Consider the following 23,071-nt stretch of genomic DNA (forward strand, 5'->3'; position numbering starts at 1 on the left):
TCAAAGTTACAGAGCCTGCCAGAGATGAATGATATGGCCTGAAAGAAAGCTAACGCAGGAAAGGCGCGGGAGTGAGGGTTTGGTTAAAACAATTATCATAATAGCGTTGAATATTATCCATCCGGTTACGGTTTCGTAGTATCCGTTGAATTAATAAAGTGATATTCACGGCCAGACAGGCAATCAGTATTAGCAGCAATAGGCTGGTACCCAGATAGCGGCCGAGTGTGACGATATCCGGCTCACTGTGTAGCGCGATATGCCGTGTGCCATTGGCATCAATGGTGATATTGGTAATGATGCCTTCGGCCTTAAATGGAGTATTAAGTAGCAGCCCGGAGAGCCGTTGTAATTCCCGCCACTGCTCCAGTGCGCTGTAATCAAACAGGGGGACGGCAGGGGCAGGGTGATTAACTAACTGCTTACCTTCATCACTGGTTAGCAAGAAGCCACCCGGCGGCGGGCTATTTAATGCTTCAGTTGCCAAATGCGTTTCACGATAAACAAACGATGAGGTAGCAGTTTTAACCAGACTTTCCAGGGTATCGGCACTGACTGGGCGCAACAGCACATTCATCCCTTTCAATGTGCCAGATTGTGCTCGTTTAACCAGCCCCGGCCAATTCTTGGCATTACCTAAGTTAACCAAGGCATTTTTCAGGCGGACACAGTCGCTATCTCCACCGCATAATGCCTGTGTTTTTAAAACGATATCTGCAAAATCATTCAGTAAAATCATGCCAGATTTTTCAATGGCGGTTGCCAACTGTGGGTTGACGTTGGCATCAGTACCTTGCGGATGCAACTGCTGATTGACTGTTGCCACCAGTGCGGCGGCTTTTTCAATGGTGTCAGATTCAGGTTGTGGCAGTGGTGCTGCGTTATTCCAATAGATCCCAGAACAATCAAACGGCGTAAAAACAAAACTATGCGGATTTTGAGTATTCGGCGGGACATAACACATACCGGTACCCTGAGCTTTCAGCATATCGCCGATGCGCAGAGGCATTTTATCCAGAGCTTCAACACTAGTAACTTGCTGGCTTTGTGCGCCTTGCAACCAGGCAATACTCAATTTCAATGGCAAGCTGAGCGGCACATAGATTAGCAATAACACCATTATTAACAGTGAACCGGCGATAAGCGTCAGGTTTTTCCCCCAGCGCTGTAACGGGAAATGTTTCATTTCGTCATGCAGGGATAAAAAAGGCCCCTGACGCACGACCTGACGGTTGAGATAGATATCAATGTTGGTTTTCTTGCCCAGGTCATGAGCAAAATAGGGCCCCCAATGGGCCGGATAAATCAGGTCGACAATCCCGAGCGAGATGTTATTCATCTGCCCTTGGTTCGATTCACCAAACAGCCCCCAGCGCTTTGGCGTACCGCTCAAGCAATGGACTTCACGCAAATCTTTTTCAGATAACGGGCGGAACATATTCCAGCATGCCCAACCGGTTAACGTTATCGCCACAATAATCAGCCAGGGCAGTGTAACCACCGGACCGGTGAGTGCGAAAAACAGTAATAACAATGCCAGACAGATCGCAGCGGCTTCTTTTAAGCCATTAGCACCATGTAAGGCATATTCTTCGGGGGTTTCCTTGCGGATATTCAACAGCTCTATATGTTCGCTGTCCGCTTTGCGGATTGAGGCATTTTGCGCTGGAGAAGGCAAAATAGGCTGGTAGCTATTCTCAGCCTGGTGATTTTTAAGCGTATGCCCATTAAGGGAGATCACCAAAGGAATCGTCTGCGTTTGGATAAGTTCTACGTCATTATCCTGAGCGATATATTGCTCCCACGAAGCCGGTAGGTGAACTTCAATCGAATCAAGGTAATAACGCCATTTATTGGGTTCGTCACTCGCCACGCCGTAGCGGGTGATGGCGCGGGTAACCGAATAAACATTTTCGCTTTGTGGCGTCAGAGTCAGCTTTGCTGGCGCAAGATTGGTGTTCGTCAGTGTGCGGGTGTCAAAAGTTGACTGAGATTTGAATCCGAGCTTCTCTTGCTGACCGAGCAGATAATTCTCAATATTAACCCGTTCCTCCGCGGTGAGTTTACGGTGCATGGGTTTAGCGAACGGCAGTATTGCAGTTACGGGGGCGGGGTGGCGGAATCGGAACCACCATAACAAACCTACCGCGATCAGACTGGTCAACAGTAAGGCCAATATTAAGACTATTGTGCTCATCCCATCCCCATCCGAGCGCCTCTGACTTACGTCAACTCTATGAAAGAATGCATATTATGCGTAAAAACAGTACCAAGGCATATAACAGAGTCATTCAGTGAACTAGCATTTTGCACGCTATTATTCATCAAAAAACCTAATGCAAGTGCTCTTAAACTGCCCGTAGATTGATAAGGATAGCAAGGCTAAAACAGCGGTAATATCAGCATAATCCTATTTTCAAACACATTTTTTAACGTGTGTTGAGTGGGGGTAGGATGAAATTTAACCGGTTGAATCTTGACTAAACTCGACGTCATGTTAAAAACAGGTAAATTATATCTAACTGAGATTGCGATAAAGGTTCTCACTAACGCACAATGTGATCAAGTTCTAATAAATTCCAGTATAAAGTGTTGGGTTAATCGTTATCGGCAAAAAGTGGCTTACTAAGTAACCATAAAATAGCTCTGGTTATCCTGATGCAAGTCCGATAGGCGGTGAGTATTTAAATTGGGGCTATCATGAAACACCTGCAAAAACCTAAAATTCTTAAAATAGAAACGGTTGCCCACTCCCGCTTGTTTACTGTTGAAGCGGTGGATCTGGAGTTCAGTAATGGCGTGCAACGCGTTTATGAACGAATGCGGCCATCAAACCGTGAAGCGGTGATGATAGTGCCGATTATTGGCGATGATCTCCTGCTGATTCGTGAATATGCCGTGGGTATTGAAGAGTATGAGCTTGGCTTCCCCAAAGGGTTGATTGATCCGGGCGAAGGTGTGCTGGAGGCGGCGAATCGTGAACTGATGGAAGAGGTTGGCTTTGGTGCTAAAAGCTTTGATTATCTCAGTAAGCTGACGATGGCTCCGTCCTATTTCTCTAGCAAAATGAATATTGTTATTGCCCATAACCTCTATCCACAAAGTCTGGAGGGTGACGAGCCGGAACCCTTGCCACAAGTCCGCTGGCCGATCGCCAATATGATGGCACTGCTGGATGAGCCTGATTTTCGCGAGGCCCGTAATGTTAGTGCCCTTTTTCTGGCTCAGGCATTTCTTAATAAGTAATGGTCAGAGATAAAAAAACCGGGACTCTGTTACGAGCTCCCGGCTTTTATATTGGCGCTGCTCCGTCTTGATACTCAGGCAATCAGCGTTTACAGAACAACTCCATCAGAACAGCTCGTGAGTCTGCCCGTTATCCATTAGAGTCGTCCCTGCTTCATGTACTGAATACTCGGTGGGTTGTGTCCCCTCGATAAAGTACTCTGAACGACTGCCTGGCCCGCCACTGGATAACTTACCCGTCTGCTTATCAATCACTACGCTGACAATACCCGGCGGTGGAGAAACCGGTTTTTCTGGCAAACCTTCAAGAGCCGCTTTCATAAAGTCATCCCATGCAGGTTGCGCACTCTTCGCCCCACCTTCAGCACCAGAGATCTGATCTGATATGGCCCCTGATGCAGAGCTGCGGCCTAAGTCGCGGCGATGGTCATCGAAGCCAATCCAGACGGAGGTCACGGTATCCGGGCCGTAGCCAGAGAACCAGGCATCTTTTGAGTTGTTAGTGGTACCGGTTTTACCGCCAATATCCTTGCGTTTCAGGTCACGCCCGGCACGCCAGCCGGTACCCATCCAACCCGGTTCCCCGAAGATATTTGAGTTCAACGCATCACGAATCAAAAAGGCCAACGGCGTGCTTATCACATGGGGGGCGTATTGCTGGTCACCGTTGAGCTTGGCCTGTTCAGGCGTCACTTTTTCTAACTCAGGCATTGGCACATTACTGGCGTTATTGTTCTGCGAGGTGGCGACGTTTTCGATGTTATCATCAGACAGAACAACTGAGCGCTGAGTGTCACCGTAAATAACCGGTAAGTTACACTCTTCACAGACAATCTTCGGTTTCTCTTCGAACAGCACATTGCCCACATCATCAGTTATCTTGGTGATGAAATAGGGATCGACCAGATAGCCGCCGTTTGCCAACACGGCGTAACCACGGACTAACTGCAATGGTGTAAAGGAGGCGGAACCTAATGCCAGGGATTCTGAGTGCACAATATTTTGTGCCGGGAAACCAAAGCGTTGCAGGTATTCAGCCGCATAATCCACACCCATGGCACGCATTGCCCGCACCATCACCACGTTCTTCGACTGACCTAAACCTTGGCGTAAACGAATTGGGCCGTCGTAAGTCGGTGGTGAGTTTTTTGGCCGCCAATCGGTACCTGCACCTGCATCCCAGCGCGTAATTGGCAGGTCATTGAGGATGGTTGCCAGCGTCAGACCTTTGTCCATTGCCGCGGTATACAGGAAGGGTTTGATATTCGAACCGACCTGGCGTAGTGCCTGTGTCGCACGGTTAAACTTACTTTGGTTAAAGTCAAAACCGCCGACCAGCGCTTTAACCGCACCATTGTTTGGATCGATAGAAACTAAGGCTGAGTTGACGTCCGGCACCTGTGCCAGCCACCAATTATCTTCTACTTTTCTTACCCAAATCTGCTGGCCAGGCTGCACCACATCGGTCACTTGTTTTGGTGTTGGCCCTTGGGCGTTATCCGATTTAAACGGACGAGCCCAACGCATGCCGGACATTGGTAAGGTCACGTTGCTGCCATCTGCCAACAGTGCCGTTGCTTGCGTTGTATTAGCTTCGGTCACCACCGCAGGCAGCAGTGGGCCATAGACCGGCAAGGTTTTCAGTGAATCGATAATCTGCTCGCGGCCCCATGCGCTTTCGCCCACTTTCCACAACACATTGGACGGGCCTCGATAACCATGGCGCATATCATAAGCCAGCACATTGGCACGCAATGAGTCGACTGCCGCCAATTGGAGCTTTCTGGTTATGGTGGTATAGACCTGATAGCCGTCGGTATAGGCATTCTCACCGTAACGCTTAATCATCTCCTGCCGCACCATTTCTGACAGATAAGGTGCTGAGAAGGCGATTTGCGGAGCATGGTAGTTGGCAACCAGCTCTTCACTGCGCGCCTGATCGTACTGCGCCTGGGTGATGTACTTTTCATCCAGCATACGCGAGAGCACTACGTTACGGCGTGCCACTGCTCTGTCATGTGAATAGAGCGGGTTGAAGGTGGATGGCGCTTTTGGCAAACCGGCGATCATCGCCATCTGGCTGAGGGTCAACTCATTGACTTCTTTGCCGAAATAGACCTGAGCTGCCGCACCGACACCATAGGCACGGTAGCCGAGATAAATCTTGTTCAGGTACAGCTCAAGGATTTCATCTTTGGTCAGTAACTGTTCGATACGAATGGCCAGAAAGGCTTCCTTGATTTTACGTATCAAAGTCCGTTCCGGGCTTAAGAAGAAGTTGCGAGCCAATTGCTGGGTAATGGTACTTGCCCCTTGTGAGGCACGCCCAGAAACCATAGCAATTGAGGCAGCACGTAGGATCCCAACCGGGTCCACACCGTGATGCTCATAGAATCGGCTATCTTCCGTAGCAATAAATGCATGCACCATTTCTGGTGGAATTTGTTTTAATGTCAACGGGATACGGCGTTTTTCACCGTATTGAGCGATCAATTCGCCTTCAGCGCTATACACCAACATCGGTGTTTGCAGCCGGACATCTTTCAGCGTGGCAACATCGGGTAGCTGTGGCTCAATATATTTGTACAGGCCAAATATCGAGGCTGCTCCCAGTAAAATGCAACACACTGTAAGGATCAAAAAATACTTTACGAACTTCACCTGAGATTTCCCATTCAATGTCAATTGGGCAGTTTATAAACAACCGCGCCGTAGTATAAAGGCAAGCCCGTAACATGGATACGTTCTTTTATTGTCTCTCGACATGGAGGTCGACAAAGATGTACTCACAATATTGGCAGGTTGGGCTAGATATTCAAATAGATGCTATACGCGCTTTGGCTGTTGTCAGACGCCGCTATGGCTGGCAACTGCGCTACTGGTGGCATCAAACCTTACCTTCTGGCGTTTTGCGGGAGGGTATTTTACAACAGCCAGATATGGTTAGCGACAAACTCAAATTATTGCGCAAACAATTACCAAAACATATTTCATTACGTATCGCATTGCCCGCACAGCGCATATTGCAACACACTATTGCGACACCGGACCGGCGTTTACGCGAACCGCAGCGTGATGGTTTTATCAAAGCCGCAGCAAGTAAGGTCTTTCCGCTCGGCAGTCAGGCTTTAGCCCTCGATTATCGTAGTGAAACCACAGCCAGTAGTGAGTTAATCATCACCGCCGCCCGTCAGTCAGAAGTTCAGCAATGGCAGGCGTGCTTGCATCAAGCGGGTTTACCCTCCGATATGATTGATATTACCCCCTGCGCTCTTCGTTATATGGCGGTGGCGGCAGGATTATCGGGACCATATTGGTTGGTTCATCGTTTGGAGAGTGAGTGGTTGTGGGTGTCATCGGCTGACATGCCGTTTGACTTTGGTGTGGTAGCCGCCGACTCAGAGGATGTAGCACCAGGCCTGCCGCCTACTACATTCAATCCATTACCGACGTTGCTGAGACAACTTCAGGCGCGTTATCCCGAGCAGAGTGGAATACCGATAACGGTGTATTACAGTAATGTGGCGGATGATGCCCCGGTTGAAAATACCACCGGCTGGTCACCCTTTACGGCTTTTGCCCAGTATCAACCGCCACTGCCACCATCCCCCGCTGCATTTATTCTGGCCGGAGGGCTGGCATTACGCCCGGCAGACGACTGATGTATCAAGTTAATTTTTCGTTATGGCGTGCAGAACGTCAATCATCCCGTTACCGTTTTTGGCGCAATCTAGGTTTATGCCAATGCCTGTTTTTAGCCATCCTACTGGTTGTAATACAACTGCAATCACGGGTAGTAAATTCCAGCCAACAAATCCGTCTGGCAGCGCTATCCCAGCAGCAAATAGCCTTAGGCCAGCACCATCAAGAGGTGCAACAGGCAATGGCACAACTACGGCATCGGGAACAGCGCGCTCAGATTTATCGTCAGGCCCACCAACTTGCCCAGCGATATTCAATATTATTGCAGCAGCTATCGCAGCAAATTCCAGATAGCTGCTGGTTGGTCAGCCTGATACCACAAGGCGATAAGGTGGTTTTTGAGGTAATTAGCCAGAGTTATGCCGCAATTAATCTCTTTTTAGTGCGTTTAGGCCGCTCGCCTCTCTTCACAACAGTGCATTTACAAAAAATTGCTCAGCAGGATGACGGTAATTTTCGCTTTGCGGTTTGGGCCGACTGGCAGGACAGAGATAGTGATGAAAGAGGTAGTGATGAATAAGCGGCTGCAACATTGGATGGATAGGCCGGGTTGGCAAATCTTGATAGGGCAGTGGGTTTTTGTTGGGCTTTTAAGTGTAATGGCTTATGGCATGTTATTACGCCCTGCATGGCAACAGCAGAAGCTCACCGCAGATAAGATTATTCAACATCAGCAACAGGTTGATCATCATCAGGCGGCTTTGGCACCGTTACCCTCACTTTCTCTGGTTCGTCAGCAAATGATGGTATTGAAAGAAAAGGAGGCATCGTGGTTGTCACTTGATAGTTCAATGGCCCATCTGACCGGTGAATTGATTGCCCCGTTTGGTGGGCAAGTCATTCGCTGGCAGCGGCAATCCGGGCCAGTTGGCGAGGCCGCAGTGGATTCCATAAGGCACCAACAGTGGCACGCTACTCTGCGGGTCAATTTCTATGGATTGCTCCATTTATTTCGTCAACTAGCCGAAATCCCCACCCCTGTTCAGACCCAGCTAGTTGAGATTAATAGTGATAATTCCGTACTGTCGGTGAAATTAAGCCTGAAAGAGTATCTCGCAGGTGGCGTCAATGAGTAGCGGCAAAGGGAGCACGGTATGGGGCCTCTAAAGATAGTCTCTCTGATAATCGTATCACTGGCACCTGTGGCTTATGCCGACCCCTTATTGACCGCCACAGGGCGTAATCCTTTTCAGGACCTATCAGCACAGCCATGTGATGGTGAGCGGGAGAAACTCACTCATTGGCGTTTACAAGGGGTTGTCAGGGGAGGAGATTACTCTTCTGGTTGGATACTGCGGCCAGAGGGCCGCTGGCAGAAGCTGGTGGTCGGCTCACGGTTGTTGTCAAATTGGCAAGTTACCCATATTGGCTCACGGCAGGTGAGCCTGCAGAATACTGGCTTAGTTGGCTTTTGCTCTGGGTTATCGGAGCCAGTGGTGCTGCTGATGCGCTAACTAACGGGTTGTTTTAGATAATGATTATCATCACTAAAGAGCTTGGACGGGCAGCATAAGCACTCTTACCGTTTCAAATATACAGGACATAAAAGGAATTAGTCTGATGAATGTTTCTACTACGAAAACCCGGAGTGGGCTTACCCTAACACTCAGTGCTGGGGTGATGCTGCTGCTGGTATTACTCACAAGTCGTGCCTTTAGCGCAAAAAGTGGGCCGCCGGTAACCGTGGAGTTTCAAGATGCGCCGATAGCGGTAGTGTTGCAGGCACTGGCGGATTATCAGCAACTGAATTTAGTCATTGCCGCTGGGGTTGAAGGTAATCTCAGCCTGAGATTGGCGGATGTTCCGTGGGAGCAGGCTTTGGCAATTATTTTGCGTATGGGCCGTCTAAAAGTAGAGCGCGAAGGGTCGGTAATGATGGTTTTCACCGAACAGGAGATACAGGAAAGGCAGCAACGGGCGGAACAGAAAGATGCATCTGAGTCCCTAAATAATTTCTCCCTGGCCTTGCAGTATGCTGATGCTGAACAAGTTGCCGACAGTTTGACTCTTCCTGAAGGTGGGTTGCTATCGCCACTGGGTAGTGTAGTGGTAGATAAACGTACTAATACATTATTAATTCGCGATACTCCCGCCTCTTTAGCACTATTGAAAAGTTGGCTGGCAGAGATGGATTTGCCTTTACAGCAAGTGCAGTTAGCGGCACACATCGTAACTATGAGTCGGGAAAATTTGCATGAACTTGGTGTGCGTTGGGGTATGGATGAAGCAACGCAGCCCCGTGCGCTGAGAGTGAATAATTTTAATGTGAATTTGCCACTCCCCAATAGCGCCCTCAGCGCTGGATTCAATGTTGCCCGTATCGGTGGGCGTCTGCTGGAACTGGAATTGAGCGCGCTGGAGCAAGAAAATCAGGTTGATATTATTGCCAGCCCTCGGCTGGTGACATCCCATCAGCAAACTGCCAGTATCAAGCAAGGTTCTGATATTCCTTATACGGTCTCGCGGGGTAAAAAAGGGGTGCCTACTATTGAGTTTAAAGAGGCAGTATTAGGGATGGAAGTGACACCGAAAATACTGCGTAATGGCAAGATTACTCTAAACTTGAAAATCAGCCAAAATATGCCCGGAATGGCAATTAAACGCGGAGATAGTGAAGCTTTATTAATAGATAAGCAGGAAATAAAAACCCAAATAACCGTAAACGATGGGGAAACTATTGTGCTTGGGGGGATTTTCCAGCAAAAAAATAGTCAGGGAGTTAATAAAGTGCCCATACTGGCCGATATCCCTTGGCTGGGCGCGCTGTTCAAACAAGACACCCAACAACAAAGTCGGCGGGAGTTAGTGATTTTCATCACGCCAAGGCTAATCAGTGCTTGAGCCTTATGGGGGGGTGTTTTATGAAAACAGACCAATCTTGGTGACTTTCTGCAACTTTTTGTGTGATAGGAGGCTTCTAAATTTGACGCTGCCTCCGATTTAGCTTACAAGGGTTACCGAATTGAGCTCCGAGGTTTTAATAACGTTGATACGCCGATAAAAACGTATGGTTTCCCTCCCACGACGTGTACAACGATTTATTCGGTTGCCAAACTACCAGAAGTGCTGAGATAATTTTCCGTCTGATCTCGCACTATCGCTCATGAGGTTTCAGTTTAGGTCCCGCCGCTGATTTGATTGGCGGGGCGGGTTATCATTAACGAATAGTCTTAGTAATACCAAAAACATGGCAGAGAAACGCAATATCTTTCTGGTTGGGCCTATGGGTGCCGGCAAAAGCACTATTGGTCGTCAGTTAGCTCAGCAACTCAATATGGAGTTTTTCGACTCTGATCAAGAAATTGAGCGACGTACCGGAGCTGACGTGGGCTGGGTATTCGACGTGGAAGGCGAAGAAGGTTTCCGCGATCGTGAAGAAAAAGTTATTAATGAACTGACGGAAAAACAAGGCATTGTTCTGGCAACCGGTGGTGGCTCTGTTAAATCCAGAGAAACCCGTAACCGTTTGTCAGCCCGTGGCGTTGTGGTTTATTTAGAAACTACAATCGAGAAGCAGTTGGCCCGTACACAGCGCGACAAAAAACGTCCGTTGTTGCAGGTTGATGCGCCTCCACGTGAAGTGTTAGAAGCACTGGCAAAAGAACGTAATCCGTTGTACGAAGAAATTGCAGATGTCACCATCCGCACTGACGATCAAAGCGCGAAAGTTGTTGCTAACCAGATTATCAACATGCTGGAAAGTAACTGATTTTAGCATTTTACTAATGCCTCCGGGCGTAAGTTAAGAAGGTTACTGAGCGCGACATGGAGAAGATTACTGTCACGTTAGGGGAACGTAGTTACCCCATTACGATTGCTGCCGGATTGTTCAATGATTCGGCCTCTTTTGCGCCACTAAAGGCGGGTGACCAGGTAATGCTGGTAACTAACCAAACGCTGGCTCCACTCTATCTGGATTCGCTCCGGGCAGTGTTGGAACAAAGTGGCATTAAAGTTGATCAGGTGATTTTACCTGACGGTGAGCAGTACAAATCTCTGAGTGTTCTGGAGCAGGTATTTTCTGCCCTTCTGGAAAAACCGCATGGTCGTGATACTACACTTGTTGCCTTAGGTGGCGGTGTAGTAGGCGACCTGACCGGTTTTGCTGCGGCTTGCTATCAGCGCGGCGTTCGCTTTATTCAAGTTCCTACTACCTTACTGTCTCAGGTGGATTCCTCTGTTGGTGGCAAAACCGCAGTAAATCATCCACTGGGTAAGAACATGATTGGTGCGTTCTATCAACCAGCATCGGTAGTGGTTGACCTTAATTGCCTTAACACTCTCCCTTCGCGTGAGCTTGCCTCCGGGCTGGCTGAAGTTATCAAATATGGCATCATTCTTGATGCGGCTTTCTTTGATTGGTTAGAAGATAATATCGATGCATTACTCGCACTGGATATGTCAGCGTTAGCTTACTGCATCCGCCGTTGCTGCGAATTAAAAGCCGATGTTGTTGCTGCCGATGAACGTGAAGAGAGCGGTATGCGCGCATTACTCAATTTGGGCCATACTTATGGTCATGCTATTGAGGCTGAAATGGGCTATGGCGTCTGGTTACACGGCGAAGCCGTTGCCGCGGGTATGATGATGGCAGCACACACCTCCCGTCGATTGGGTCAGTTCTCAGCTAGTGATGTTGGGCGTATCAAACAACTACTGTTACGAGCCGGTCTGCCGGTCTGCGGGCCGCAGGAAATGACACCAGAGTCTTATCTGCCGCATATGATGCGGGATAAAAAAGTGCTGGCAGGCGAGCTTCGTCTGGTACTGCCAACGGCTATCGGTAAGTCAGAAATCCGTAGCGGTATTGCACATGACACGGTGTTGGCATCGATAGCTGATTGCCAGTTATAAAAATGGCATAAGTCCGATATTTATATGTTCGATACCCAAAGTTATTGGAGTAGCTTGTAGGCAACAAGGGAAAGGCAAATTGGTTGTAAACCATTTTGAACAACACTTGTGCTGGCCCGCAGGGTAATCCCTGATGAGGCTCATAATTCTGCTGAGCTGACGCAAGTTAGCGATTTGGAAGAGAGGGTGGCTAGCACCTTTGCGGCTTCAAGTACGAAGGGTATGCGCATAAGTTCTAAGATGTTGTACTATAAGAACATCATATTCCTTTGCTGCGGGCTGTTTATACCCTAAATAATTCGAGTTGCAGGAAGGTGGCAAGCGAGAGAGTCCCTATGAGCTTACATAAGTAAGTGATTCGGGTGATTGAGCGTAGCCAACGCACATGCAGCTTGAAGTATGACGGGTATAGCCTGTTTGCAGTCAGTAAAATCAATCAGCCAGATCGCAGCTATCAATGCGGTGGGCTTTTGCCTCTAGTTGGAGGGTTTAGATGGATGATTTAAAGCCGGAAGACGATCTGAAACCAGATAGCAGTGACCGTCGTCCTACACGTGCCCGTAAGTCCTCGGCCGGACCTAAGCTTGCTGTTTCACGCCAACACATCATGATTGGTATCGGCATTTTAGTGCTTTTGTTGATCATTATCGCCATCGGTTCAGCCCTGAAAGCCCCGACTGAGCATGAAGCATCCCAGCAAAACCCGAATGTTGATGCGGCGAGAAATATTAATCTGTCTGATTCATCTTCACTCACTAGCGGCAATAACACTCAGCCCGGTGTGACAAACAATGCCAGCGACGGTCATGATGCCAATGGCGTGAAGAACTCGGCTCAGCCACAGGATATTAGTGCTCCGCCAATTTCGCCAACGCCAACTGAGGCTTCAGTGCCGCCTGCGGCGAATAGCCCGACTCAGCGTGTTGAATTGCCAGGCAATATGTCTGATGCACTTTCTCAAACTCAGGGGCAGGTTGATACCTTGTCTCAGAATATGAACGACGGTCAGACATCGACCTTGCCGACGGCACCTGCAACGGTTTCTGGTTCAAAAGGGGCTAAAGTACCGGCACCGGTTACGGGTGAAACCATTACCCACCCGTCGCAGAAGCAAGCTACGACAGCAGCTAAGCTGCCAACCAGCAACCATAAAAAACCGACCACCGTGGTTTCTCCAGCGGCATCTGCGGTGACCAAATCAGGTTCCGTTGGCAGCAGTAGCACCTTAAAGAATGCACCAGGTAACCATTTCACGTTACAACTGAGCAGCGCATCACGCTCAGACACATTGAATGCCTATGCTAAACAGCAAAAATTAACTGACTATCATGTCTATGAAACTAAACGTGATGGTAAACCTTGGTATATTTTAGTAAGTGGTAACTACCCCTCTTCTGCTGATGCAAAAAGGGCCATCACGACGCTACCAGCCGATGTTCAGGCGAAAAAACCGTGGGTTAAACCTGTACAACAAGTGCAGCAAGACCTTAAAAAATAAATCATTCTTATTTGTGCGCTGATGTGCTGTTTGAAACAGAGTACAATCTGCGGCTCTGAATTATTAAGTAGCTAACTGACGGCATGAAGAAAAACCGCGCTTTTTTAAAATGGGCTGGTGGGAAATATCCGCTGGTTGATGACATACGACGCCATCTTCCAGCGGGAGACTGCTTGATAGAGCCATTCGTCGGTGCGGGTTCGGTGTTTCTTAACACTGAGTATGAGTCTTACATACTGGCCGATATCAACAGCGATCTTATCAACCTCTACAATATCGTGAAGGAACGCACTGATGATTTTGTGCGTGACGCCCGTGTTCTGTTTACCGGCGACTTCAATAAATCCGAGCAGTTTTACTTACTGCGTCAAGAGTTTAACGCCAGTACTGATGCTTATCGCCGCGCATTATTATTTCTCTATCTGAATCGCCATTGTTATAACGGCCTGTGTCGTTATAATTTGAGCGGTGAATTCAATGTGCCTTTTGGTCGTTATAAAAAACCTTATTTCCCTGAGGTAGAGCTGTATTGGTTTGCTGAAAAATCGCAAAATGCGGTATTCGTTTGTGAGCATTATCAGGAAACTCTCTTAAAAGCAGTGCATGGGGCGGTAGTTTATTGCGATCCTCCGTATGCGCCATTGTCAGCGACGGCGAATTTTACGGCATATCACACCAATAACTTTGGCATTGTGGATCAACAGAATCTGGCTCGTCTGGCTTATCAACTTTCGGCCGAAAACAAGATTCCAGTTCTGATTTCTAACCACGACACAGAACTGACGCGCAATTGGTATCATCAGGCGTCACTGCATGTGGTGAAAGCGCGCCGTACTATCAGCCGTAATATTCTTGGTCGTAGTAAAGTGAACGAGCTTTTGGCGCTGTATAGCTGAGCGGAAATGGCGCTCGGTAAAGATTCAAACCCAATGGTTTATGAAATAGAACCCCTGACGTAGATGCGCCATCTGTCAGGAAGATGTTTTATAGAACAAAGAGATACGTTTGGAGACGCGGATGAAAAAGTTTTTAATTGCCCCATCTATTCTGTCAGCCGATTTTGCCCGTTTGGGTGAAGATACCGCCAAGGTGCTCGCGGCCGGGGCTGATGTTGTGCATTTTGATGTGATGGACAATCATTACGTTCCTAATCTGACCATCGGGCCGATGGTGTGTCAGGCACTGCGTGACTATGGTATTACCGCGCCGATTGATGTGCATCTGATGGTAAAACCGGTTGACCGTATCGTCCCGGATTTTGCCAAAGCGGGTGCCACGTATATTTCATTCCATCCCGAAGCCTCTGAACACGTCGACCGCACCTTACAACTGATCAAAGAGAATGGCTGCAAGGCGGGCTTGGTGTTTAACCCTGCTACGCCGCTGAGTTACCTTGATTATGTAATGGATAAGCTGGATGTCATCTTGTTGATGTCAGTTAACCCCGGTTTCGGCGGGCAGTCATTTATTCCTGAAACACTGAATAAGTTACGTCAGGTACGTAAATTGATTGATGCCAGTGGCTATGACATTCGCCTGGAAGTGGATGGCGGGGTGAAAGTCGACAATATTCGCCAGATTGCGGCGGCTGGTGCTGATATGTTTGTAGCGGGTTCAGCTATTTTCAGCCAACCGGATTATGCTGCGGTGATTGATGCTATGCGCAGTGAGCTGGCGATGTCTGCTCATGACTAAATTCGATGCTATCCGTGGTGTGGCGTTCGATCTGGACGGTACATTGGTTGATAGTGCGCCGGGTCTTGCCAGTGCCATTGATATGGCGTTACAGCATCAGGGTTTACCGGTTGCCGGTAATGCATTGGTGTCCACCTGGATTGGCAATGGCGCTGATATTTTGGTTGAGCGGGCGCTACGCTGGGCAGGTCATGAGCCGGATGCTCAGTCAGTGGCACATACCCGTGAGCTGTTTGATCACTATTATGCCAAAACGGTTGAACAGGGGAGCCAGCTATTCCCGCAAGTGAAAGCTACGCTGGCTCAACTGGCAGCCGATGGTTTGCCGATGGGGCTGATTACCAATAAGCCGACGCCGTTTGTTGCTCCTTTGCTGGCATCACTGGGTATCGCAGATTATTTCTCAGTAATTATTGGTGGCGACGATGTGGTAGTGAAAAAACCGCATCCGGCCCCGCTCTATTTACTGTTAGCTAAACTTGGCCTTCGCGCCAGCGAAATGCTGTTTGTCGGCGATTCGCGTAATGACATTATGGCTGCGCAGGCCGCGGGTTGCCCTTGTATTGGGCTGACCTATGGATATAACTACGGCGAAGCTATTGCCACCAGTCACCCCGATTGCGTGCTGGAGCATTTTGCCGATCTGTTGCCCGCCATCGGGCTGTCGTCTTTAAAAGATCAGGAAGTATAAAATGAGTAAACCCACTGAATTAACCACTGTATCCAGTAACCCAATCAAGCCTATCGTATTTAGCGGTGCGCAACCGTCCGGCGAATTGACCATTGGCAATTACATGGGTGCGCTGCGTCAGTGGGTACAGATGCAGGATGATTATGAGTGCATTTATTGCATCGTTGACCTGCATGCCATTACTGCCCGTCAAGATCCGGCGCAGTTACGCAAAAGAACCTTAGATACGTTGGCGCTGTATCTGGCTTGCGGTATCGATCCGAAAAAGAGTACGATTTTCGTTCAGTCCCATGTGCCTGAGCACTCTCAGCTAAGCTGGGCGTTGAACTGCTATACCTATTTTGGTGAGCTGAGTCGTATGACCCAGTTCAAAGATAAGTCAGCCCGTTATGCTGAAAACATTAATGCCGGTTTGTTTGATTATCCTGTATTGATGGCGGCGGATATTTTGCTCTATCAAACTAATCAGGTGCCGGTCGGTGAAGACCAGAAGCAACATCTGGAGCTGAGCCGCGATATCGCTGGTCGATTCAATGCGTTGTACGGTGATATTTTCAAAATTCCTGAACCGTTTATTCCGAAAGCCGGAGCGCGGGTAATGTCTTTGCTAGACCCGACCAAAAAGATGTCCAAATCTGATGACAACCGCAATAACGTCATTGAACTGCTGGAAGATCCGAAATCGGTGGTTAAAAAGATTAAGCGCGCGGTGACGGACTCTGACGAGCCAGCAGTTATCCGTTATGACGTAGAAAAGAAAGCCGGTGTTTCTAACTTGCTGGATATCTTGTCAGGTGTGACCGGTCAGTCAGTTCCTGAGCTGGAAGCACAGTTTGAAGGCCAGATGTATGGTCATTTGAAAGGTGCCGTGGCGGATGCCGTCTCTGGCATGCTGACAGAGCTACAGGCGCGTTATCACACTTATCGTGAAGACGAGGCTTTCTTGCAGGAAGTGATGCGTGAAGGGGCTGCCAAGGCGCGTGCTCGCGCGCAACAGACATTAGCTAAAGTGTACGACGCTATCGGTTTTGTCGCCCATCCGTAAGTGAGCCGAGTCAACAATAAGAGAAGGCGTTCCCTTCTCTTATTGGCGGGTTATTTGTCCACCAAACCCTTAAGGTGGGAGCTGAGAAATAAGTCAGCAACGCTATAATATGCAATACGCTGTTTTAGTTGTATCTATGTGTGTTTTTGTGAGTGTCGCCCTGTGGCATTGACGACACTCATAAATGCTTTGATTCCAGGGTCAACGTCTGGTGACAACATTCTCATAATTGATTTGGAATTACGGCCTACATCTTCGGAGATTGCCGGATAACCACACGTCGCCTTAATCAGCGTTCTTAGCATTCCTTTGGCGACTTCTATTTCGCCCTCAAGAATACGCTGGCGAACTTCCGCTAAAATATCCTGACTTGCTGCTGGGTCATCATGGAGCAAATCAGCCCACATTTTATTACTGTCTGTTGCTGGCATAATTAAACCCTTCTTTTTAAATAATCAGCACGGTAACGTTGCGCCTTTTCTAAGTCACTGTTTTGCATATCTTTGAAACCGGCGCACAATAAGATGATGATCTCGTCGCCTTCTTTCATTAAATAGATTCGTAAACCTGCTCCCCAATTAATCCGATATTCCCCGATACCAGGTCGACCAGATAACCATTTTACTGAGGATAAATTATCGAGCTTTAAACGTTCTTCTACAGCTAACACTTTACTGATTGCCGAACGGTTTTTAGATAACCATTTTTGCAGTGGTATCACGCCGTCTGATGTAGTGTAGTATTTTATCTGCATGACTTCACGGTAACTAATTCGTTACCATGTGTCAATCTCTCCGGTGGGCAGTAAAAGTCCGCTATCCCTCCTTTCTAACCCACCTTTTCTACCTGTTCCGCTGTTTTGCTGTGATCAGTACTGGAGAACCAATTTAGTTTTTCACGTAAACGGACCACGCTACCGACGATGATCAGGCTAGGGCTGTTGACCTGCTGGGACAGTAATCCCAATTGGCTCAGTTCGCCGCTGACTACACGTTGATGCCGCGAGGTGCCATTTTCCACCAATGCCACAGACGTGGTAGCCGGCATCCCATGTTGAATCAGTTGCTGCTGAATTTCTCCCGCCTGGGATAACCCCATATAGAACACCAGTGTTTGTTTCTCTGCCGCCAGATTGGCCCAATCTAATTGAGCGTCTTTTTTGGCATGACCGGTAATCAAACGCACACTTTGTGCATGGTCACGGTGAGTCAGGGGTATCCCGCTATAGGCGGAGCAGCCGGAAGCTGCGGTAATTCCCGGCACTACCGAGAACGGAATCCCCGCTTCTGCCAGTGTTTCCAACTCTTCGCCGCCACGGCCAAAAATAAACGGGTCACCGCCTTTCAAGCGTACCACTCGTTTACCCTGCTGTGCCTGTTGCAATAGGAGCTGATTGATACTTTCTTGCGGAACACAATGGTAGCCGGACTCTTTTCCGACAAAAATCCGCTCGGCATCGCGCCGTACCAGATTCATCACCTCATCAGACACCAGCCGGTCATACACCACCACGTCTGCTTGTTGGATCTGCTGTAACCCTTTTAACGTCAGCAAACCGGCATCTCCCGGCCCGGCACCCACCAGAACCACCTCACCGCAATCACTCAACGGCGCATTGAACAGATGCTCAATATGTTGTTCGATTTGTCGCTGATCGTCGTTAGCCAATGATTGCGCCAGGCGGTCGTGAGTAAGCAGTTTTTCCCAAAAGCGGCGGCGATCGGCCATCGCGGTAAAATGTTGCTTCACCCGCTGGCGTAAATTGCCCGCCAATTGTGCCAGTTGCCCCAAATGTTGTGGCAACATTGCCTCGAGTTTTTCGCGCAGCAAGCGCGCCAATACAGGGGCTTTACCGCCGGAAGATATCGCTATCATAATCGGCGAGCGGTCAATGATGGACGGCATGATAAAGCTGGTGCGTTTCGGGTCATCCACCACATTACAGAACACCCGCTGTAGGTTGGCACTCTGATAGACCAAGGCATTGACTGCCACCTGATCAGTTGCTGCAATCACCAGCCATTTCTCTGCCAACAAATCCGGTACAAATTCGCCGCAGACTAATGTGAGCAGCCCCTGTTCCGCCCAGTAGTGAAACTGTGGCGTAAATTCACAGGCATTGACGGTAATTACTGCACCCGCATCCAGCAGCAAGCGAGCCTTGCGTTCGGCAACTTCACCACCGCCGACCAACAGGCAGGCTTTATGTTGCAGTTGGCAGAAAATCGGGAAGTAGTCCATCGGCAATCCTTCATTCTAGGGGCGGAAGTGGCTATTGATAAGTTCAGTGATTGAAGGGGCGACCATACCTTGTGGCGCTTCGATGGTTTACACCGAATGGTTCCAACGGTACGTTTCCCCTTAATCAATATTCTCAGTAGGTTACTGTTTCACAGCTTGCGGCGTGTTAATTGCCGCAGGTTGCGGGCGATTTTCCCGTGGTGTGGCATACCAGTAGCCAAGGCCCATAAAGACTGCGCCTGACAAGGTATTACCCAGGGTTACCCACAACAGGTTGTGACCGATGCCACTTAAGGTGTAGGCCTCGCTATGATTGCCAAACCAAGATAGGGCAAACAGTGTCATGTTGGCGACAGAGTGCTCATAGCCTGAGGCAATAAAGGCCAGTAAACACCACCAGATAGCGATAAATTTGGCGGCACCCTCCACACGGATTGCCATCCAGATCGCCAGACAAACCAGCCAGTTACATAATACACCTTTGAAGAATAAGGTCATAGCTGGCGCAGAGGTTTTTGCTAATGCAGCAGTGTGTACCAGGCTGGTATCTACCGACAGCAGGTTACCGCCACCGTAGTAATAGAGCAGAGCCACAAAAACGGAACCCAGTAGATTTCCCAGCCAGGTTTGTGGCAATACTGCCCACATCTGGCTGGATTTGATGGTGCCGGCCTTCACACCGAAAGTCAGGAACATGGTGTGTCCGGTGAACAACTCGGAACCCGCAATAATGACCAAAGTCAGTGCCAGGCCGAAGGTGGCTCCCATTACCAGTGGGCGGTAAGCAGGATCGATCAGGTTACCCAGTGTGAAAATCAGAATAATGCCAAGGCCGACGTAGGCACCAGCCATTGCTGAGCCAATCCAGAAACCCAGCGGACTTTCTTTTGATAACTTGACGATGCGCGCCGCGTTGGCGGCGCATTTGTTGATCGTATCTGTATACATACTCATACCTGTGATCAAGAGTTATTTTATGGTTATCTGGCACTGACCGGATAACTGTTATTTATCACGCTTTGACTTGCACCATGCCGTCGCGAACTCGCACGTCATAATGGGCAACTGAGCGACTTTCATCTTCCAGACAGAAACCATCATGCAGGCGGAAGTGTTGCTTTTTCAGCGGACTGGCCACCCATAGATCACCTTGATGTTCAGCAATCAACCCGCGCGACAGCACACTGGCTTGGGCGAAGGGATCGATATTGCTAATGGCAAAGAGTTGTTCGTCAGCGTAAGGGCGGAAAACCGCGACATGCTGCTCACCGATCAGGCCGCATACGCCGCTACCGGGTAAAATATCGGTTAATGGACAAAGTGGAATCCACTGGCTCATACGTTATCCTCCAATTCCAACACCCGGACTGGGATACGCTCATCTGGGCGCGCTGGGCGATGTTGTTCACGTTCAGGTACCACTTGTACATTCGGGTCGCGTAGCGGGCTGTTAATGAAGTGGGCAAAACGAACCTGTGCCGCAGGGTTCTCAACCGTCACTTTCCATTCACAGGTCACTTTGTCGCGTAGGCGGGCAATATCGGCTTCCAACTGGTCGTTAATAGCTAACTTATCGTCGAGGATCACGGCACGCAGATAATTAATGCCGCCTTCCAGACTTTCCAGCCAGACGGAGGTGCGTTGCAGCTTATCGGCGGTGCGGATGTAAAACATCATGAAACGGTCGAGGTAGCGCATCAGGGTTTCTTCATCCAGATCCGCTGCCAGCAGGTCAGCATGACGTGGCTTCATACCGCCGTTACCACAGACATACAGGTTCCAACCATTTTCGGTGGCGATAATTCCGACATCTTTACCCTGAGCTTCCGAACATTCACGGGTACAGCCGGAGACCCCAAACTTCATTTTATGCGGTGTGCGAATGCCTTTGTAACGATGCTCCAGCGCCACACCAAAGCCGACGCTGTCGCCGACACCAAAGCGGCACCAGGTACTGCCAACGCAGGTTTTTGCCATACGTAGGGCTTTGGCATAGGCGTGTCCGGTTTCAAAACCGGCTTCAATGAGTTGCGCCCAGATAGCGGGCAGGTCATCTTTTTGCGCGCCAAACATCCCCACCCGCTGAGAGCCGGTCAGTTTGGTATACAAATTATAGTGTTTGGCGATACGGCCAATGGCTAACAGGCCATCCGGTGTGATTTCCCCGCCCGGTGAGCGAGGGATAACCGAATAGGTACCATCTTTCTGAATATTGCCGAGGAAGTTGTCATTGGTATCCTGCAACGGCGTGTGTTGCGGCTCTAAGATATACTCATTCCAGCACGATGCCAGCAGTGACCCTACGGTTGGCTTACATACTTCACAACCGTAACCTTTACCGTATTTCTCCAGCAAGGCATCGAAGGACTTAATCCCTTCAACCCGAATCAGGTGATATAACTCTTGGCGCGAATAGGCAAAGTGTTCACACAAATGATGGTTAACCTCAATGCCTTGCTTACTCAGTTCGGCATTCAACACCTGGGTGACCAGCGGAATGCAACCGCCACAACCGGTACCGGCTTTAGTGGCAGATTTCAGTGCGGCAACGGTGTGGCAACCCTGGCCGATAGCCTGAATTATGTCGCCTTTAGTCACATCAAAACAGGAACAGATTTGCGCGCTGTCCGGTAGCGAGTCCACGCCCATTGCCGGTTTGCTGCCCGCATGGGCTGGTAGGATCAGACTGTCCGGGTTTTCTGGTAATTCGATGTTGTTCAGTGCCAGTTGCAGCAAGTTGCCATAATCGGTGGTATCACCCACCAGCACCGCCCCTAACAGGGTTTTGTTATCTGCGCTAACCACCAGACGTTTATAAATTTCTTTATTTTCATCCAGATAAACGTAGCTACGAGCACCCTCAGTGCGGCCATGAGCATCACCAATCCCACCGACATCCACGCCCAGTAGTTTCAGTTTGGCGCTCATGTCAGCACCGTGGAAGGCGTTTTCGCGGCCAAGTAGATGGTCTGCGGTGACCTGCGCCATTTTATAGCCCGGCGCGACCAATCCAAAGGTGCGCTCTTGCCATGAGGCACATTCGCCAATGGCGTACACATCAGGGTCGGAGGTTTGGCAATAATCATTGATAGCAATACCGCCACGGCGCGCGGTGGCTAAACCGCATTGGTGTGCCAGTTTGTCTTGTGGGCGGATACCGGTGGAGAAGACGATAAAATCTACTTCTAACTGGCTACCATCGGCAAACAGCATGGTTTTGCGGCTGTTTTGGCCTGAATGAATAATTTCTTGGGTATTTTTACCTGTATGGACTCTGACCCCCATACGCTCAATCTTCTGGCGCAACTGGTCGCCACCCATAGGATCAAGCTGTTCGGCCATTAATACCGGTGCAAACTCAATGACATGGGTTTCAACGCCAAGGCTTTTTAGGGCACCAGCGGCTTCCAACCCTAACAGCCCACCGCCGATAACCGCACCTCGTTTGCTACGGCGAGTACAAGACTCAATCGCATTCAGATCTTCAATGGTGCGATAGACAAAGCAATCTTGCCCTTCACTGCCTTTAATCGGCGGGATCCACGGGTAAGAACCGGTCGCCATAATCAGCTTGTCGTAATACAGCGTACGGCCACTGTTGGAATGGATCACTTTCTCGGTGCGATTAATAGTGATGGCACGTTCGCCAACCAGCACTTTTACACCGTGCTTTTCATAAAAGCCTTCACGAACCAGTGATAACTCTTCCGCAGTGTGGTGGGAGAAGTAAGAAGAAAGATGTACCCGGTCATAAGCGATGCGCGGTTCTTCGCAAAATACGGTTATCTCAAATTGGTCTTTATCTGCTTTATCTAATAAGTCTTCGATAAAGCGGTGGCCGACCATACCGTTGCCGATGATGGCAAGTTTGACTTTGCTCATTTTTGCCTCAATTTTTAATTTTCTACGCTTACAGTAATCCTCCCCACACCGCACTTCTTGATGTAAATCAATTTGCTTTCCATATACCTCTAAGGTGGTAGATGAATGATTTTTAACGATTTTTGATAAGTTGCGGATTTCATTCATCTTTAGCTGAAAGGTTTCAGTTTTAGATTTTAAATGACTGAAAAGAAAATCGGGCAGCATACTGTTGGTC

At 49.0% G+C, this 23,071-nt stretch carries 21 protein-coding genes; 13 read left to right on the forward strand and 8 right to left on the reverse strand.

Annotated features, from left to right (window positions below):
• Positions 1-49 precede the first annotated feature (49 nt).
• Positions 50-2,197 carry an intracellular growth attenuator family protein gene (locus tag Q2T71_RS19980; protein WP_372560317.1) on the reverse strand — a complete coding sequence of 716 codons (2,148 nt, stop codon included), beginning with the start codon at positions 2,195-2,197 and terminating at the stop codon, positions 50-52.
• Between the two features lie 503 nt (positions 2,198-2,700).
• On the opposite strand from Q2T71_RS19980, the gene nudE reads away from it, so the two are divergent.
• Positions 2,701-3,246, forward strand: coding sequence for an ADP compounds hydrolase NudE (gene nudE / locus Q2T71_RS19985; RefSeq protein ID WP_083161230.1), 546 nt, complete (start codon positions 2,701-2,703; stop codon positions 3,244-3,246).
• Positions 3,247-3,351: 105 nt separating this feature from the next.
• On the opposite strand, the gene mrcA is transcribed toward nudE, so the two are convergent.
• Complete coding sequence (gene mrcA / locus Q2T71_RS19990; protein ID WP_372560318.1) at positions 3,352-5,907, reverse strand: peptidoglycan glycosyltransferase/peptidoglycan DD-transpeptidase MrcA; 2,556 nt, start codon at positions 5,905-5,907, stop codon at positions 3,352-3,354.
• 119 nt (positions 5,908-6,026) lie between these two features.
• Between mrcA and pilM the strand changes: the two genes are divergently transcribed.
• The 12 genes from pilM to trpS all read left to right on the forward strand — a co-directional run bounded on the left by pilM (position 6,027) and on the right by trpS (position 16,731).
• On the forward strand, positions 6,027-6,908 hold the full coding sequence (pilM, locus tag Q2T71_RS19995) for a type IV pilus biogenesis protein PilM (protein ID WP_372560319.1): 882 nt from the start codon (positions 6,027-6,029) through the stop codon (positions 6,906-6,908).
• Entirely contained in the window at positions 6,908-7,468 is a 561-nt protein-coding gene (locus Q2T71_RS20000; protein WP_372560320.1) for a PilN domain-containing protein, read from the forward strand. Before pilM ends, Q2T71_RS20000 begins: the two co-directional genes overlap by 1 nt.
• Positions 7,461-8,024 carry a pilus assembly protein PilO gene (locus Q2T71_RS20005; protein ID WP_372560321.1) on the forward strand — a complete coding sequence of 188 codons (564 nt, stop codon included), beginning with the start codon at positions 7,461-7,463 and terminating at the stop codon, positions 8,022-8,024. Before Q2T71_RS20000 ends, Q2T71_RS20005 begins: the two co-directional genes overlap by 8 nt.
• Before the next feature lie 18 nt (positions 8,025-8,042).
• On the forward strand, positions 8,043-8,402 hold the full coding sequence (locus tag Q2T71_RS20010) for a pilus assembly protein PilP (protein WP_372560322.1): 360 nt from the start codon (positions 8,043-8,045) through the stop codon (positions 8,400-8,402).
• Positions 8,403-8,568: 166 nt separating this feature from the next.
• The gene (gene hofQ, locus Q2T71_RS20015; protein WP_372560687.1) at positions 8,569-9,789 is read left to right on the forward strand and encodes a DNA uptake porin HofQ; all 1,221 of its coding nucleotides are present in this window, start codon (positions 8,569-8,571) and stop codon (positions 9,787-9,789) included.
• Between the two features lie 346 nt (positions 9,790-10,135).
• Entirely contained in the window at positions 10,136-10,657 is a 522-nt protein-coding gene (aroK, locus tag Q2T71_RS20020) for a shikimate kinase AroK (protein ID WP_004702222.1), read from the forward strand.
• Between the two features lie 56 nt (positions 10,658-10,713).
• Complete coding sequence (gene aroB, locus Q2T71_RS20025; RefSeq protein ID WP_372560323.1) at positions 10,714-11,802, forward strand: 3-dehydroquinate synthase; 1,089 nt, start codon at positions 10,714-10,716, stop codon at positions 11,800-11,802.
• A 493-nt stretch (positions 11,803-12,295) separates the two neighbouring features.
• A complete protein-coding gene (locus Q2T71_RS20030; RefSeq protein ID WP_372560324.1) occupies positions 12,296-13,300 on the forward strand; it encodes an SPOR domain-containing protein in 1,005 nt (334 codons plus the stop codon).
• Positions 13,301-13,383: 83 nt separating this feature from the next.
• Positions 13,384-14,196: an adenine-specific DNA-methyltransferase gene (gene dam, locus Q2T71_RS20035; RefSeq protein ID WP_372560325.1), complete on the forward strand. Its 813-nt coding sequence runs from the start codon at positions 13,384-13,386 to the stop codon at positions 14,194-14,196.
• Between the two features lie 121 nt (positions 14,197-14,317).
• Entirely contained in the window at positions 14,318-14,995 is a 678-nt protein-coding gene (gene rpe, locus Q2T71_RS20040; protein WP_042568757.1) for a ribulose-phosphate 3-epimerase, read from the forward strand.
• The gene (locus Q2T71_RS20045; protein ID WP_372560326.1) at positions 14,988-15,686 is read left to right on the forward strand and encodes a phosphoglycolate phosphatase; all 699 of its coding nucleotides are present in this window, start codon (positions 14,988-14,990) and stop codon (positions 15,684-15,686) included. The genes rpe and Q2T71_RS20045 overlap by 8 nt, the downstream gene beginning before the upstream one ends.
• A gap of 1 nt (position 15,687) precedes the next feature.
• Positions 15,688-16,731 (forward strand): tryptophan--tRNA ligase, encoded by a 1,044-nt coding sequence (trpS, locus tag Q2T71_RS20050; protein WP_372560327.1) that lies wholly within the window; start codon positions 15,688-15,690, stop codon positions 16,729-16,731.
• A 134-nt stretch (positions 16,732-16,865) separates the two neighbouring features.
• Here trpS and Q2T71_RS20055 read toward each other — a convergent pair whose 3' ends face one another.
• From Q2T71_RS20055 to nirB, 6 genes are all read right to left on the reverse strand, one after another.
• Complete coding sequence (locus tag Q2T71_RS20055) at positions 16,866-17,162, reverse strand: hypothetical protein (protein WP_080985852.1); 297 nt, start codon at positions 17,160-17,162, stop codon at positions 16,866-16,868.
• Positions 17,163-17,164: 2 nt separating this feature from the next.
• Positions 17,165-17,485 carry a type II toxin-antitoxin system RelE/ParE family toxin gene (locus Q2T71_RS20060; RefSeq protein ID WP_050088654.1) on the reverse strand — a complete coding sequence of 107 codons (321 nt, stop codon included), beginning with the start codon at positions 17,483-17,485 and terminating at the stop codon, positions 17,165-17,167.
• Positions 17,486-17,559: 74 nt separating this feature from the next.
• The gene (gene cysG / locus Q2T71_RS20065; RefSeq protein ID WP_372560328.1) at positions 17,560-18,972 is read right to left on the reverse strand and encodes a siroheme synthase CysG; all 1,413 of its coding nucleotides are present in this window, start codon (positions 18,970-18,972) and stop codon (positions 17,560-17,562) included.
• Positions 18,973-19,113: 141 nt separating this feature from the next.
• On the reverse strand, positions 19,114-19,920 hold the full coding sequence (gene nirC / locus Q2T71_RS20070; RefSeq protein WP_372560329.1) for a nitrite transporter NirC: 807 nt from the start codon (positions 19,918-19,920) through the stop codon (positions 19,114-19,116).
• A gap of 64 nt (positions 19,921-19,984) precedes the next feature.
• Positions 19,985-20,311 carry a nitrite reductase small subunit NirD gene (gene nirD, locus Q2T71_RS20075; protein ID WP_032906583.1) on the reverse strand — a complete coding sequence of 109 codons (327 nt, stop codon included), beginning with the start codon at positions 20,309-20,311 and terminating at the stop codon, positions 19,985-19,987.
• Positions 20,308-22,854, reverse strand: coding sequence for a nitrite reductase large subunit NirB (gene nirB / locus Q2T71_RS20080; RefSeq protein WP_372560330.1), 2,547 nt, complete (start codon positions 22,852-22,854; stop codon positions 20,308-20,310). The genes nirD and nirB overlap by 4 nt, the downstream gene beginning before the upstream one ends.
• Positions 22,855-23,071: the final 217 nt, after the last annotated feature.

The organism is Yersinia sp. 1652 StPb PI (assembly GCF_041538345.1).
In the GTDB taxonomy this organism is placed as follows: Bacteria; Pseudomonadota; Gammaproteobacteria; order Enterobacterales; family Enterobacteriaceae; genus Yersinia; species Yersinia enterocolitica_E.

Coding starts and splice junctions, on each gene's coding strand:
- Q2T71_RS19980 (WP_372560317.1), bottom strand. CDS start 2,197: ATGAGCACAATAGTCTTAATATTGGCCTTACTGTTGACCAGTCTGATC.
- nudE (WP_083161230.1), top strand. CDS start 2,701: ATGAAACACCTGCAAAAACCTAAAATTCTTAAAATAGAAACGGTTGCC.
- pilM (WP_372560319.1), top strand. CDS start 6,027: ATGTACTCACAATATTGGCAGGTTGGGCTAGATATTCAAATAGATGCT.
- Q2T71_RS20000 (WP_372560320.1), top strand. CDS start 6,908: ATGTATCAAGTTAATTTTTCGTTATGGCGTGCAGAACGTCAATCATCC.
- Q2T71_RS20005 (WP_372560321.1), top strand. CDS start 7,461: ATGAATAAGCGGCTGCAACATTGGATGGATAGGCCGGGTTGGCAAATC.
- Q2T71_RS20010 (WP_372560322.1), top strand. CDS start 8,043: ATGGGGCCTCTAAAGATAGTCTCTCTGATAATCGTATCACTGGCACCT.
- hofQ (WP_372560687.1), top strand. CDS start 8,569: ATGCTGCTGCTGGTATTACTCACAAGTCGTGCCTTTAGCGCAAAAAGT.
- aroK (WP_004702222.1), top strand. CDS start 10,136: ATGGCAGAGAAACGCAATATCTTTCTGGTTGGGCCTATGGGTGCCGGC.
- aroB (WP_372560323.1), top strand. CDS start 10,714: ATGGAGAAGATTACTGTCACGTTAGGGGAACGTAGTTACCCCATTACG.
- Q2T71_RS20030 (WP_372560324.1), top strand. CDS start 12,296: ATGGATGATTTAAAGCCGGAAGACGATCTGAAACCAGATAGCAGTGAC.
- dam (WP_372560325.1), top strand. CDS start 13,384: ATGAAGAAAAACCGCGCTTTTTTAAAATGGGCTGGTGGGAAATATCCG.
- rpe (WP_042568757.1), top strand. CDS start 14,318: ATGAAAAAGTTTTTAATTGCCCCATCTATTCTGTCAGCCGATTTTGCC.
- Q2T71_RS20045 (WP_372560326.1), top strand. CDS start 14,988: ATGACTAAATTCGATGCTATCCGTGGTGTGGCGTTCGATCTGGACGGT.
- trpS (WP_372560327.1), top strand. CDS start 15,688: ATGAGTAAACCCACTGAATTAACCACTGTATCCAGTAACCCAATCAAG.
- Q2T71_RS20055 (WP_080985852.1), bottom strand. CDS start 17,162: ATGCCAGCAACAGACAGTAATAAAATGTGGGCTGATTTGCTCCATGAT.
- Q2T71_RS20060 (WP_050088654.1), bottom strand. CDS start 17,485: ATGCAGATAAAATACTACACTACATCAGACGGCGTGATACCACTGCAA.
- cysG (WP_372560328.1), bottom strand. CDS start 18,972: ATGGACTACTTCCCGATTTTCTGCCAACTGCAACATAAAGCCTGCCTG.
- nirC (WP_372560329.1), bottom strand. CDS start 19,920: ATGTATACAGATACGATCAACAAATGCGCCGCCAACGCGGCGCGCATC.
- nirD (WP_032906583.1), bottom strand. CDS start 20,311: ATGAGCCAGTGGATTCCACTTTGTCCATTAACCGATATTTTACCCGGT.
- nirB (WP_372560330.1), bottom strand. CDS start 22,854: ATGAGCAAAGTCAAACTTGCCATCATCGGCAACGGTATGGTCGGCCAC.